The organism is Flavobacterium zhoui (assembly GCF_042787235.1).
GTDB lineage: Bacteria > Bacteroidota > Bacteroidia > Flavobacteriales > Flavobacteriaceae > Flavobacterium > Flavobacterium zhoui.
In genome coordinates, this window is sequence record NZ_JBHZPY010000006.1 from 60,502 (window position 1) to 73,748 (window position 13,247).

Annotated in this window: 14 protein-coding genes; 2 read left to right on the plus strand and 12 right to left on the minus strand. The window is 35.4% G+C overall.

Annotated features, from left to right (window positions below; translation table 11 throughout):
* Positions 1-72: 72 nt before the first annotated feature.
* The 11 genes from nuoH to aspS form a co-directional block, all read right to left on the minus strand.
* Entirely contained in the window at positions 73-1,125 is a 1,053-nt protein-coding gene (gene nuoH, locus ACFX5F_RS08595) for an NADH-quinone oxidoreductase subunit NuoH (protein WP_379851658.1), read from the minus strand.
* Positions 1,118-2,167, minus strand: coding sequence for an NADH-quinone oxidoreductase subunit G (locus tag ACFX5F_RS08600; RefSeq protein WP_379851659.1), 1,050 nt, complete (start codon positions 2,165-2,167; stop codon positions 1,118-1,120). Before ACFX5F_RS08600 ends, nuoH begins: the two co-directional genes overlap by 8 nt.
* A 56-nt stretch (positions 2,168-2,223) precedes the next feature.
* On the minus strand, positions 2,224-2,598 hold the full coding sequence (locus ACFX5F_RS08605) for a four helix bundle protein (protein ID WP_379851660.1): 375 nt from the start codon (positions 2,596-2,598) through the stop codon (positions 2,224-2,226).
* Positions 2,599-2,605: 7 nt separating this feature from the next.
* Positions 2,606-3,973 (minus strand): NADH-quinone oxidoreductase subunit NuoF, encoded by a 1,368-nt coding sequence (nuoF, locus tag ACFX5F_RS08610; protein WP_379851661.1) that lies wholly within the window; start codon positions 3,971-3,973, stop codon positions 2,606-2,608.
* A 1-nt stretch (position 3,974) separates the two neighbouring features.
* Positions 3,975-4,505, minus strand: a complete 531-nt coding sequence (locus tag ACFX5F_RS08615; protein ID WP_379851662.1) for a complex I 24 kDa subunit family protein — start codon at positions 4,503-4,505, stop codon at positions 3,975-3,977.
* A 49-nt stretch (positions 4,506-4,554) separates the two neighbouring features.
* Positions 4,555-5,793: an NADH-quinone oxidoreductase subunit D gene (locus ACFX5F_RS08620; protein WP_379851663.1), complete on the minus strand. Its 1,239-nt coding sequence runs from the start codon at positions 5,791-5,793 to the stop codon at positions 4,555-4,557.
* 35 nt (positions 5,794-5,828) lie between these two features.
* Positions 5,829-6,350, minus strand: a complete 522-nt coding sequence (locus ACFX5F_RS08625) for an NADH-quinone oxidoreductase subunit C (RefSeq protein ID WP_379851664.1) — start codon at positions 6,348-6,350, stop codon at positions 5,829-5,831.
* Positions 6,351-6,353: 3 nt separating this feature from the next.
* Positions 6,354-6,902, minus strand: coding sequence for an NADH-quinone oxidoreductase subunit B (locus ACFX5F_RS08630; protein WP_035668744.1), 549 nt, complete (start codon positions 6,900-6,902; stop codon positions 6,354-6,356).
* A gap of 86 nt (positions 6,903-6,988) precedes the next feature.
* A complete protein-coding gene (locus ACFX5F_RS08635) occupies positions 6,989-7,354 on the minus strand; it encodes an NADH-quinone oxidoreductase subunit A (RefSeq protein WP_379851665.1) in 366 nt (121 codons plus the stop codon).
* Positions 7,355-7,596: 242 nt separating this feature from the next.
* Positions 7,597-7,791, minus strand: coding sequence for a cold-shock protein (locus tag ACFX5F_RS08640; protein WP_007137066.1), 195 nt, complete (start codon positions 7,789-7,791; stop codon positions 7,597-7,599).
* 126 nt (positions 7,792-7,917) lie between these two features.
* Positions 7,918-9,669 carry an aspartate--tRNA ligase gene (aspS, locus tag ACFX5F_RS08645; protein ID WP_379851666.1) on the minus strand — a complete coding sequence of 584 codons (1,752 nt, stop codon included), beginning with the start codon at positions 9,667-9,669 and terminating at the stop codon, positions 7,918-7,920.
* Between the two features lie 160 nt (positions 9,670-9,829).
* On the opposite strand from aspS, the gene ACFX5F_RS08650 reads away from it, so the two are divergent.
* Together ACFX5F_RS08650 and ACFX5F_RS08655 are read left to right on the plus strand one after the other, a co-directional pair.
* Positions 9,830-10,843 carry a TlpA family protein disulfide reductase gene (locus tag ACFX5F_RS08650; protein WP_379851667.1) on the plus strand — a complete coding sequence of 338 codons (1,014 nt, stop codon included), beginning with the start codon at positions 9,830-9,832 and terminating at the stop codon, positions 10,841-10,843.
* A 177-nt stretch (positions 10,844-11,020) separates the two neighbouring features.
* Positions 11,021-11,386, plus strand: a complete 366-nt coding sequence (locus ACFX5F_RS08655) for a toxin-antitoxin system YwqK family antitoxin (RefSeq protein ID WP_379851668.1) — start codon at positions 11,021-11,023, stop codon at positions 11,384-11,386.
* Between the two features lie 120 nt (positions 11,387-11,506).
* Here the strand turns inward: ACFX5F_RS08655 and ACFX5F_RS08660 are convergent, their stop codons facing one another.
* Positions 11,507-13,192: a sodium/sugar symporter gene (locus tag ACFX5F_RS08660; RefSeq protein ID WP_379851669.1), complete on the minus strand. Its 1,686-nt coding sequence runs from the start codon at positions 13,190-13,192 to the stop codon at positions 11,507-11,509.
* Positions 13,193-13,247 lie beyond the last annotated feature (55 nt).

Below are 13,247 nucleotides of genomic sequence, written 5' to 3' on the forward strand. Positions count from 1 at the left end.
CTTTATTGTTTTTAAAGAAAAACAAATAAAGAATTTCCACTGCTATCAGGGCTATGGCTTTTTCGGTACTAATTAAAATCCTAAATAAGTAGCAATTTCTACTCGCAAAATTACAATTCCGGTGATGATGATATTAATGATTGCCAATGGAATTAATATCCTCCAACCCAAATGCATCAGTTGATCGTATCTAAATCTTGGAATAGTCCAGCGAACCCACATATAGAAAAAGATAAATCCACATAATTTGATAAACAAAGCGCCAAATCCTAAAACATTCGCAATATTTACCCCCCAATTTTCAACAACCCAACTCATTCCAGGATAATTATAGCCTCCAAAGAATAAAACCGCCAAAATCGTAGAGGAAATAAACATATTCGCATATTCAGCAAATAAATAAAAACCCATTTTCATCGATGAATATTCCGTATGGTATCCTCCAATAAGTTCTGTTTCGCATTCCGCTAAGTCAAAAGGAGTTCGGTTTGATTCTGCAAAAGCACAAATTAAAAATATAATAAAAGACAACGGTTGGTAAAACACATTCCAATTCATTCCTGCTTGCTGTTCAGATATCTCTCTTAAACTCAACGTTCCGGTCATCATCAACAAAGCAATCATCGAAAGCCCCATCGCAACTTCATAAGACACCATTTGTGAAGCAGCACGAACCGCACCAATCAGAGAGAACTTATTATTAGATGCCCAACCCCCAATCATAATACCATAAACACCCACTGAAACAACTCCAAAAAAGTATAACAATCCAATGTTTAAATCAGTTGCCTGCAATAAAATATCTCTTCCAAATAAATGCAGCCTGTCTCCCCAAGGAATTACGGCACTCGTCATTAAAGCGGTACTCATTGCAATTGCCGGACCTACAAAAAACAAAAATCTGTTTGGTGTATTAGGTTCAAATTCTTCTTTTGAGAATAGTTTTAAACCATCAGCAAGCGGTTGTAACAATCCGAAAGGACCGGCTCTGTTTGGTCCAACACGATCTTGAAGCCAAGCGGCCACTTTACGTTCTGCCCAAGTGGAATACATTGCCATCAACATTGTCAAAGCAAAAACTGCAACAATAATGACACTTTTTTCTATGATAATAGTACTATCCATTATTACCCAAGCTTTTTTGATTAATAATGTCTTCTTCGGTCAATGGAATTTCGGCCATGCTTATTTTCTTGCGGTCTTCTTCTCTACCTAAAAGGATATGATCTTCGGTAGCGATTTCCACTTTTTGTAATTTTCTGTTATATTTATTTTGGTTAATCACCGAATCTTTTTCAAATGCTCTCGGTCCTTCAATAGTCCATTCTGTAATCTCTTTGTGATCAAAACGACATCCATTACAAATAAATTCATCTACTTCATGGTACTCATCTTTTCTTCCGGTAACTCGTTGAATTTCGTCACCAAACATCCAAACGGTAGTCTTTCCAGAACAAGTAGGGCAATTTCTGTGTGCGTTATAAGGCTTACTGAACCAAACTCTAGATTTAAATCGAAACGTTTTGTCTGTTAAAGCACCTACAGGACACACGTCAATCATATTCCCAGAAAACTCATTATCAACCGCTTTTGAGATACAAGTCGAGATATTCGAATGATCTCCTCTGTCCATTACTCCATGTACACGATCGTCAGTCAATTGATCCGCCACCATTACGCAACGGTAACATAGAATACAACGGTTCATGTGCAATTGAATATTGGGACCTATATTTTCGGGTTCAAAAGTTCTTTTTTCTTCGATAAAACGAGTTTCTGATTTCCCGTGTTCGAAGCTTAAATTTTGCAGATCACACTCTCCTGCCTGGTCACAAACCGGACAATCTAAAGGGTGATTGATCAATAAAAACTCTGTTACTGATTTTCTGGCTTCGGTTACTCTCGGTGAAGATTTACTATTCACTTCCATTCCGTCCATACAACCAGTGACACAAGATGCCATTAATTTAGGCATTGGTCTTGGATCAGCTTCACTTCCTTTGGCAACTTCCACTAAACAACAACGGCATTTTCCACCGCTTCCTTTTAGTTTAGAATAATAGCACATTGCCGGCGGAACTACCTCTCCACCTATCATACGTGCTGCCTGCAGGATTGTTGTTCCTGGTTCTACTTCTATGCTTTGACCGTCTATGGTTACTTTCATGTTTAAAGTCTTAACGTCTTAAAGTCAAATGTCTTAATGCCGAATACATTTCGACTTTATTTCTTTTGACTATCATTTAAATATTTTATAAATCCACTTAATAATTTTGATATATCCGAAACATTTAAATATAATTCATCGAATTCTATCTTTGAAATATAGTTTAAATCTAATGCTAAATATAATTGCGACCTTATTTCGGCAGCTGATGCTTTTGATACATATAAAAAATAAACAAACTCTTTATCTGTATTCCTTTCAAAACCTTCAGCAATATTTGAAGAAATTGAAATTGATGCTCTTCTAATTTGTCTAACTAAATCAAAATCTTTTTTAAAAATTGTATTCTCTGTTATTTCATAAATCCTTTTATTAAATAATCTAGATTTTTGCCAAGAATTAATTTCTTCAAACGATTTAAATTTTCCCATTCTTTCTTTACGTTATGACTTTCGACTTTACGACATTGAGACTATTAAAAGGTTCAGCAACAAAATGGTCTCTATTTTTTATTTTTTCCGGGAAACGAATGTGGTATTCAAATTCTTCTCTAAAGTGACGAATTGCCGCTGCCACTGGCCAAGCCGCCGCATCACCTAATGGACAAATTGTATTTCCTTCAATTTTACTTTGAATGCTCAACAGCAAATCGATATCTTCTTCACGACCGTGACCATTTTCTATTCGGTGTAATACTTTTTCCATCCAGCCTGTTCCTTCACGACAAGGAGAACATTGCCCACAACTTTCATGGTGATAAAAACGGGAGAAATTCCAAGTATTACGGACGATGCAAGCAGTATCATTATAAACAATAAAGCCACCCGATCCTAACATAGAACCAGTTGCAAATCCACCATCACTTAACGATTCGTATGACATCAAACGATCTTCGCCAGCGGCAGTTTTATAAATTAAATGGGCAGGTAAAACGGGAACAGAACTTCCTCCCGGTACAAAAGCTTTTAAAGGTCTATCCGAACTCATTCCGCCTAAATATTCATCCGAATTCATGAATTCGTAAACACTTAAACCCATTTCAATTTCGTAAACCCCTGGGTTTTTGATATGCCCTGAAGCCGAAATTAATTTGGTTCCTGTAGAACGTCCAATACCAATTTTGGCATATTCCGCACCTGAATTATTAACAATCCAAGGCACTGCGGCGATCGTCTCTACGTTATTTACAACCGTTGGATTTGCCCAAAGTCCTGAAATAGCAGGAAATGGTGGCTTGATGCGAGGATTTCCTCTTTTTCCTTCCAACGATTCAATCAAGGCAGTTTCCTCACCACAAATGTAAGCTCCGGCACCACAATGAACATAAAGTTCTAGATCGTATCCTGAACCCAATATATTTTTACCCAAAAATCCAGCAGCTTTTGCTTCGTTAATGGCTCTTTCTAATATTTTATACACCCACATGTATTCTCCACGAATGTAGATATACGAAAGGTTTGCGCCCAAAGCATAACTAGAAGTAATCATTCCTTCAATTAATAAATGAGGAATAAATTCCATCAAATACCGGTCTTTGAAAGTTCCAGGCTCAGATTCATCTGCATTACAAACTAGATGTCTTGGTTTTCCTGATTTTTTATCAATAAAACTCCATTTCATTCCTGCGGGGAATCCTGCTCCACCACGACCACGCAATCCTGAAGTTTTTACTTCTTCGACCACTTCATCAGGTGTTAAAGTTTTTATGGCTTTTTCTACTGAAGCATAACCCCCGTTTTGACGGTACACTTCGTAGGTTTTAATTCCGGGAATGTTTATTTTATCTAATAATATTTTTTGTGACATATTATTTATCGTGTAATAGTATTGTATCGTTTTTGCAATCCGCAATTAATTGATCGATTTTTGCTGCAGTCAAATGTTCTTTGTAAAAATCGCCTAACTGCATCATCGGAGCGTATCCGCAAGCCCCTAAACACTCAACACCTCTAACTTCGAACAAACCATCCGCAGTGGGTTCACCCACTTTTACACCTAATTTTTCACAGGTATAATCCATTAAATCCTCGACTCCATTCAAACAACACGGAGAGGTCTGACAAAATTCGAACATGTATTTCCCAACTGGTCTTTGGTTGTACATCGTATAAAACGAAACTACTTCGTAAACCTCAATCGGCTTGATCAAAAGAATTTCGGCTACTTTATTCATTAATTCAATACTCAACCAATTGTCGTGAGCATCTTGAACTTCATGCAAAACAGGCAATAATGCCGATTTTCTTTTGTCTTCAGGATAATGACTAATCAATTCATTGATGCGAGTCATCAATGCTGAAGTTATATTTATTTCTTGTTTGTGATAAGTTCTTTCCATTTTTTTTAAATCTGAAATCTAAAATCGTTAATCAACAATCTGATATCTTTTATGCGTCTAATTCTCCGGCAATAACATTTAAACTTGACAAAATAACAATTGCGTCCGATAGTAATGCCCCTTTAATCATTTCTGGATACGCTTGATAGTAAATAAAGCAAGGTCTGCGGAAATGCAATCTATACGGTGTTCTGCTTCCGTCAGTAACTAAATAAAAACCTAGTTCTCCATTTCCACCTTCAACAGGATGGTATATCTCGGCAACTGGAACAGGAACTTCACCCATTACAATTTTGAAATGGTAAATCAACGATTCCATACTGGTATAAACATCTTCTTTTGGAGGAAGGTAATAATCCGGAACATCTGCATGAAAGTCATTTCCTTCCGGCATTTTTGCCAATGCCTGACGAATAATGCTCAAACTTTCCCAAACTTCGGCATTACGAACACAAAAACGATCGTACGTATCACCTGATTTTCCCACAGGAATAATAAAATCAAAATCTTCGTAAGAAGAATAAGGTTGCGCCACACGAACATCATAATCAACACCTGCAGCACGCAAATTTGGACCTGTAAATCCGTACGCCATAGCTTGTTCAGCCGTAATAGCACCAACGTTTACCGTTCTGTCAATAAAAATTCTATTTCTTTCGAATAAGTTTTCAAATTCTTTCCAAGCTGCTGGAAATTCTTCTAAAAACACATCTAATTTTCTAAAAGCTTCTGGCGACCAATCTCTTTCGAAACCACCAATTCTTCCCATATTAGTAGTCAAACGAGCACCACAAATTTCTTCGTAGATTTCATAGACTTTTTCTCTAAATTGGAACACATATAAAAATCCGGTATAGGCTCCGGTATCTACACCAAGGATCGAATTACAGATGATATGATCCGTGATTCTGGCCAATTCCATTACAATTACTCTTAAATATTGCGCTCTTTTAGGAACTTCAATATCTAATAATTTCTCTAATGTCATCCACCAACCCATATTGTTTATAGGCGATGAACAATAGTTCATTCTATCAGTAAGAGGCGTGATTTGGTAAAAAGGACGATTTTCAGCAATTTTTTCGAAAGCTCTGTGAATGTAACCAATAGTTGGTTCCGCTTCAAGAATTCTTTCACCATCCATCAACAAGATATTTTGAAAAATACCGTGTGTAGCTGGGTGAGTAGGTCCTAAATTCAGTATAGAAAGCTCGCTTCCGTCTTCGTTTAGTTGCTCCTTTATTCTTTTAGCATAGCGATGCTCTGGTGGTAATAATAGTTCTGACATTTATTTAATGTGAAAAATTATAATAGTGAGTATTTTTAATAATTGTCGGTTGTTCTTCCAAAGAAACGGTCATCTTTATCCGTTCTTCCGCTATCTTCCATTGGAAATTCTTTTCGCATTGGAAAAGAAATCATTTCATCCATATTCAAAATACGTTTCAATTGTGGATGACCAATGAAGTTTATGCCATAAAAATCAAACGTTTCTCTTTCCATCCAATTTGAACTTAAGAAAATATTAGATATCGTTTTTATTTCTGGATTTTCACCATTGATAAATGCCTTGATTTTAATTCTTTTGTTTTCGTACCAATTGTGCAAATGATAAACAACTGCAAATTGATGGTCCACATCATTGTCAGGATAGTGAATCCCACACAAATCAGTTAAAAAATGAAAACGTAATGTAGGGTCATTTTTCAAAAAAAGAATCACCGCCGTAATTTTATCGGCAGCGACTTCAAATGAAAATATATCTTTTTCCTGCTTGAATTCAAAAACAGCCAAATCAAATGTTTCGACTAATTTTTCTTGGATTTGTATCGTTTCTAGCGCCATTATTTATTTGATATTATAAGAAGCCAATAATTCTTGGTATTCCGGAGAACTTCTTCTTCTTACGGATTCATTTCTCACTAATTCCTGCAATTTCATAACACCATCAACAATTTGTTCTGGTCTTGGTGGACAACCAGGAACATAAACATCGACCGGAATTACTTTATCAATCCCTTGCAAAACAGAATAGGTATCAAAAATCCCACCGGAACAAGCACAAGCACCAACAGCGATTACCCAACGAGGTTCTGACATTTGCTCATAAACTTGACGTAAAATAGGCGCCATTTTTTTTGAAATTGTTCCCATCACCATAAGCATATCCGCTTGACGAGGAGAAAAACTCACTCGCTCCGAACCAAAACGTGCTAAATCATAATGCGAAGCCATTGTAGCCATAAATTCAATCCCGCAACAAGAAGTTGCAAAAGGCAAAGGCCATAATGAATTGGCGCGAGCCATTCCCACAACATCATTTAGTTTTGTAGCGAAGAAACCTTCCCCAACAACACCTTCTGGCGGCTCAACCATATTTATTTTAGAATCGCTCATTTTTTATTATTTTGAATTGTAAAATTTAGATTATAAATTAGAATGACACCATTTTAAATTTATAATCCAGCTTTTAAAATAAATCTTTATTCCCACTCTAACGCTTTCTTTTTGATAATATAGAAAAAACCTACCAAAAGCAAAAGCATAAAAATCACCATTTTAACCATCCCTTCCATTCCTAATTCTTTGAAATTAATTGCCCACGGATAAAGAAAAATCACCTCAACGTCAAACAGAACAAATAATATAGCAACAAGAAAATATTTTACCGAAAACGGAATTCTTGCATTACCTACAGATTCGATACCACATTCAAAGTTTTTATCTTTAATTTCGGATGATCTTTTAGGACCTAATTTTCCAGAAATAAATATGGTACCAACAACAAATCCTACAGCTAAAATGAACTGCATTAAAATTGGGATATAATTTAATTGATCGGATTGCATGTTACGTATATTTATGAATGAGAATAAGCCACAAAGATAGGTTTCAAGTATTTAAAACACAAGTTTAAAACAATTTTTAGTTTAAACGAAAATACCATAACTCACTAATTTTTATTGATTCCAAATAAGAGCGAACTTTTTCAATTTTCTCAATAACTCTTTTCGATACAAACAAAAAAAAAACGTTTCGAAATAAATCGAAACGTTTTTAAACATTCTTAACAAAAAAATGATTTTTTTGCTTAGATAACTGCTACTTTCGCAGCAACTTTTCCTTTTCTTCCTTCTTCTTCTTCATAACTAACTCTGTCACCTTCGCGCAATTCTTCCGCGTTGATTCCTGATGCATGAACAAAAATGTCTTTTCCTGTTTCTTCGTCTGTAATGAATCCGTAACCTTTAGACTCATTGAAAAATTTAACTGTACCTGTACGCATTGTAATAGTAATAATAATTTATAATGAAGCAAATGTAATATTTAATATAATACGAAATGCTATCTTCTGTTTTTATTTTGTAAAAATATTGATATTCAACGTTTTCTAACAATTTTAACCGACAAACTACACAATATCTAATTTGATATGCAGCTCTTTTAACTGCGATTCGTCAATTACAGATGGTGCATCAATCATAACATCCCTTCCAGAATTATTTTTTGGGAAAGCAATAAAGTCCCGAATCGTTTCTTGACCGCCAAGAATCGCTACCAATCGATCCAATCCAAAAGCCAAACCTCCGTGTGGTGGCGCACCAAACTGGAATGCATCCATTAAGAATCCGAATTGTGCCTTAGCCTCCTCTTCTGTAAAACCTAAATATTTGAACATTAGTTGTTGTGTCGCTTTATCATGGATACGAATTGAACCACCGCCAATTTCATTTCCATTCAAAACCATATCATAGGCATTAGCACGAACTTTCCCAGGATTAGTTTCTAATAAATGCATATCTTCTGGTTTCGGAGAAGTAAAAGGATGATGCATGGCATGATAACGGCCGCTCTCATCATCAAACTCCAACAACGGAAAATCAACAACCCAAAGTGGCGCAAATTCAGTTGGTTTTCTCAAACCTAATCGTGTTGCTAATTCCATACGCAATGCGCTTAATTGGGAACGAGTTTTGTCAGCCGGCCCCGAAAGCACAAAAATCATATCTCCAAGTTGTGCTCCGGTTGTTTTTGCCCAATTGCTCAAATCATTTTGATCGTAGAATTTATCTACCGATGACTTATAAGTTCCGTCTTCGTTGCATTTTACATATACCATTCCTGAGGCACCAACTTGAGGACGCTTTACCCAGTCAATTAAACCATCTATTTCCTTACGGGTATAATTCCCTGCTCCCGGAACGGCAATTCCAACCACTAATTCCGCAGCATTAAAAACTGGGAATTCTTTGCTTTTCGCAACTTCATTCAACTCACCAAATTCCATTCCAAAACGGATATCCGGTTTGTCATTTCCGTATGTTTTCATGGCATGTTCGTAGGTCATTCTTGGGAACTTCTCTACTTCGATACCTTTTATTTCTTTTAGCAAATGTCTTGTCAAACCTTCAAAAATATTTAATATATCTTCTTGCTCCACGAAAGCCATTTCGCAATCTATTTGCGTAAACTCTGGTTGTCTGTCTGCACGTAAATCTTCATCACGGAAACATTTTACGATTTGGAAATATTTATCCATTCCGCCCACCATCAATAATTGCTTGAAAGTTTGTGGCGATTGAGGCAAGGCATAAAACTGTCCTTCATTCATTCGAGAAGGAACTACGAAATCTCTGGCTCCTTCCGGAGTCGATTTAATCAAATAAGGCGTCTCTACCTCACAAAAATCCAAATCAGAAAGATATTTTCTAACTTCCATCGCTACTTTGTGACGAAACAGCAAGTTGTTTTTTACTGGATTTCTACGAATATCAAGGTAGCGGTATTTCATTCGGATATCTTCACCGCCATCCGTTTCATCTTCAATAGTGAAAGGAGGCGTTAAAGCTGCATTCAGAATATTTAGTTCAGTGACTAAAATTTCAATGTCACCGGTAGTCATGTTTTTATTCTTGGCTTCACGCTCAATAACAGTTCCTTTTACCTGAATTACAAATTCACGACCTAAGGTTTTTGCCAATTCAAAAACTGATTTTTCAGAACGGCCTTCGTCAAATATCAATTGGGTAATTCCATATCGGTCACGTAAATCTACCCAATTCATAAACCCCTTATCGCGAGATTTTTGAACCCAACCGGCAAGCGTAACTTCTGTATTAATATGTGAGGCGTTTAGTTCACCACAATTATGACTTCTGTACATGATTTAAATTTTAGACTGCAAAAGTAAACACAAAAATCAAATTAATACAGAAAACTATACAAGTAGATTACATTATAAATAAAAAATTATGTTAATGCATAATTTTTTTATAAGCAATTTCTTTATTTTTGAAATGCTATAAATATAAAACCAAACAATTATGAAGAAATTATTTTTTACTGCACTTGTATTACTCAGTACTTTAAGTGGCATTGCTCAAAAAAGTAAGTATATGACGTTTCAAGGCGAAATAGCCAATAAGAACGGGGATGCAGTTTATATTACTGACGGCAAAAATAAGTTGATTAAAAAAATTCAGGTCACTAGTGAAGGCACCTTTAAAGACACCTTGCACGTAGCACATGGAAGATATAGTTTGTCTGACGGAAATGAATTTACTATTGTATACTTGAAAAATGGTTTTGATTTAAAGTTAAAAATGGATACTAAAAAGTTTGATGAATCCATAATATACTCCGGAAAAGGGGCGCTAGAAAATAATTTTTTAGCGAAGAATTCCTTATTTGAAGAACAAACGGATATGGGCAGTTTACTTGCGGCGTCTGAAGTTGATTTTTTGAAAGGATTGGATAAGAAAAAACTAGAAGATTTAAAACGTCTTCAAAACACAAAGTTAGACCCTATTTTTATTGATCTTCAAAAGAAAAGCATCGATGAAAATTACAATGGCGTAGTTAAGTACTACAAAATGAATTACGAAGCTAATTTGGCTAAAAGCAAATTGGCGAATACAATGTCTCCCTCTTTTAATTATGATAATTACGCCGGAGGAAAAACAAAATTAGAGGATTTTAAAGGGAAGTATGTTTATATTGATGTTTGGGCAACATGGTGCGGCCCTTGTCGTGCCGAAATACCTTTTTTGAAAAAAAATGAAGAAAAATACCATGGAAAAAACATATCATTTGTAAGCATTTCTGTTGATGTACAAAAAGATATAGAGAAATGGAAAACTTTAATCAAAGACAAAGAATTGGGCGGTGTACAACTTTTTGCAGATAATAACTGGAATTCTCAATTCATTAAAGACTATGGAATAAACAGTATTCCTCGATTTATTTTGATAGATCCAACAGGCAAAATCGTAAGCGCTGATGCATCAAGGCCTTCTTCTGCGGAATTACAGGTTCAATTGGATGCTCTTTTGAATTAATCAAGAAATTTCAGAATAACAAAGTCAGTGCGTAAACACTGGCTTTTTTTATGTTTTTTAATTTTCCAATGTTAAGCTTTTGTCTAACGTTACTAAATTGTTATGTAAATGTGTTTTAAATGTAAAATATTATTTAATTTTGAATAACAAATCTATAACACATTAAAAACTAACGATATGAAAAATTACATAATTTTAGCAGCAGTATTGTTCTCCGGGATCATTTTTGCACAAGAAGTAAAACCGGTATTGGAACCTTTTGGAAAAAAGCTTAAAGCAACTTACTTTTTTGAAAACGGTCAAGTACAACAAGAAGGTTTTTTTGAAAACGGGAAATTAGAAGGAGCTTGGGTTTCTTACGATGAGAAAGGAAACAAAACTTCCTCAGGCGAATATAAAAAAGGAGTTAAAACCGGGAAATGGTTTTTTTGGTCTCAAAACAATGACGATAAGTTCAATAGTTTAAGTGAAGTTGATTATTCAGATAACAGAATCGCTTCCGTTAAAAACTGGAAACAAGAAGCAATAGTTAATAGAGACTAAATTACTTTTTAAATTTAAAAAAAGCTTTCGTTTTACACGAAAGCTTTTTTTATTTACTTTTTTTCCTTTTACAGCGATTTAAACCACTGACAAAAATATTTTAGCATCGATTACTTCTACCTACCAAAACTTAGCATACAAAGCGAAAATAGTCAACACTAGGATCACTATTAATACTGTAGTTTGTGGTTTCAATTTAAACATTTCAGTATCTAATTCAAATGCTTTAGGATTTACCTTCGGTCCTGCAAAACTGATGACAATCATAAGAAGAATGGTAATTACAAATGATAATCCCATACAGATGTGAAACGGTATCTCAAATCCACCTTTCCCATTGGCGTAAGCTGTATACAATAATGTTTCATTCCCAAATAAAGCCGGTGCAAATTCATTAAACAAAACAGATAATAAGAAACCCGAGATTACACCAACTATCGCTGCAGTCCCCGTCGTTCTTTTCCAGAACATTCCAAGGAAGAACATGGCAAATACTCCAGGGCTAATAAAACCAGTATATTTTTGAATATAAGTAAAACCACCAACGCCCCCGATTCCAAGCACATCATTCCAAGTAAATAAAACAGCAAGAAGCATGGCAGCAAAAACAGCATATCTTCCAATGTTTACCTGCCCTCTATCACTTGCGTCTTTTTGAATATATTTTTTGTGAACATCAAGCGTATAAATAGTAGAAATACTGTTCACTTTACCAGCTAAAGACGCAACAATAGCCGCAGTTAAAGCTGCTACAGACAATCCTTTTAAACCAGTTGGAAGGAACGTTAACACAGCAGAATAAGCGCCATCTTTACCACCCACCAATTGAGGCAAATGACCATTCTCATACAAAACATAAGCAGCAATACCAGGCAACATTACTATAAGTGGCATAAACAATTTTAAAATACCTGCAAATAAAATGCCGGTACGTGCAGTTTGCAAATCAGCCCCCAAAGCTCTTTGGGTTATGTATTGGTTACAACCCCAATAATTCAAATTAATAATCCAAATACCCGCTAAATAAGAAAGTATTCCCGGGAAAGTAAGATACTTATTGATGTCATTTTGAGATGAAGCAGCAGTTGGTTTAGGAATAATCATTTTGAAATGCTCCGGAGCTTCTCTCATCAATACTTTGAAACCTGCAATGGCATCATGACCAAATCCAAAATACTCTCCAACTGTAGTCAAAGCAATATAGGAAGTAACCAATCCTCCAATAATCAAAACAGCAACCTGAATTACATCGGTATAAGCAACCACTTTCATTCCACCCAAAGAGATTACTAAAGCAAAAACAGCAAGACCAATCATAATTGCATGCAAATATTCTCCACCTGCCAATCCATTAATGGCAACAGCCCCTAAATACAAAATAGAAGTTAAGTTTACAAATACATACAAGAACAACCAAAACACCGCCATAATTAAAGCAGTTGATTCGTTATACCTTGTTTTTAAAAATTGTGGCATGGTATAAATCTTGTTCTTTAAATAAACCGGAATAAACCAAACGGCTACAACAATCAAAGAAATAGCAGCAATCCACTCATAAGCAGCAACGGCAATTCCTAAGAAGAATCCCTCGCCGCTCATACCAATAAACTGTTCAGCAGATATATTAGACGCAATCAGAGAAGCTCCAATGGCCCACCATGTCAGTGTTCCTTCTGCCAGGAAGTAAGCCTTGGCATCGTGCTCGTTTTTTTCACGTTTGCGATAAACTGTATATCCATAAGTAGATACCACGATAAAATAGATAATAAATACTGCGTAATCTGCGAAGGCAAGATGCTGGTTCATAGGTAATTTAGTTTATAATAAGAATTAAAAAATCTTGTCATTACGCTCATGTAAT

Bases quoted from the DNA above. Each gene is read 5' to 3' on its own strand.
- ACFX5F_RS08600 (WP_379851659.1), bottom strand. From the start codon at position 2,167: ATGAAAGTAACCATAGACGGTCAAAGCATAGAAGTAGAACCAGGAACA.
- ACFX5F_RS08650 (WP_379851667.1), top strand. From the start codon at position 9,830: ATGAAGAAATTATTTTTTACTGCACTTGTATTACTCAGTACTTTAAGT.
- ACFX5F_RS08605 (WP_379851660.1), bottom strand. From the start codon at position 2,598: ATGGGAAAATTTAAATCGTTTGAAGAAATTAATTCTTGGCAAAAATCT.
- ACFX5F_RS08625 (WP_379851664.1), bottom strand. From the start codon at position 6,350: ATGGCGCTAGAAACGATACAAATCCAAGAAAAATTAGTCGAAACATTT.
- nuoH (WP_379851658.1), bottom strand. From the start codon at position 1,125: ATGGATAGTACTATTATCATAGAAAAAAGTGTCATTATTGTTGCAGTT.
- nuoF (WP_379851661.1), bottom strand. From the start codon at position 3,973: ATGTCACAAAAAATATTATTAGATAAAATAAACATTCCCGGAATTAAA.
- ACFX5F_RS08640 (WP_007137066.1), bottom strand. From the start codon at position 7,791: ATGCGTACAGGTACAGTTAAATTTTTCAATGAGTCTAAAGGTTACGGA.
- ACFX5F_RS08630 (WP_035668744.1), bottom strand. From the start codon at position 6,902: ATGAGCGATTCTAAAATAAATATGGTTGAGCCGCCAGAAGGTGTTGTT.
- aspS (WP_379851666.1), bottom strand. From the start codon at position 9,669: ATGTACAGAAGTCATAATTGTGGTGAACTAAACGCCTCACATATTAAT.
- ACFX5F_RS08655 (WP_379851668.1), top strand. From the start codon at position 11,021: ATGAAAAATTACATAATTTTAGCAGCAGTATTGTTCTCCGGGATCATT.
- ACFX5F_RS08635 (WP_379851665.1), bottom strand. From the start codon at position 7,354: ATGCAATCCGATCAATTAAATTATATCCCAATTTTAATGCAGTTCATT.
- ACFX5F_RS08660 (WP_379851669.1), bottom strand. From the start codon at position 13,192: ATGAACCAGCATCTTGCCTTCGCAGATTACGCAGTATTTATTATCTAT.
- ACFX5F_RS08620 (WP_379851663.1), bottom strand. From the start codon at position 5,793: ATGTCAGAACTATTATTACCACCAGAGCATCGCTATGCTAAAAGAATA.
- ACFX5F_RS08615 (WP_379851662.1), bottom strand. From the start codon at position 4,505: ATGGAAAGAACTTATCACAAACAAGAAATAAATATAACTTCAGCATTG.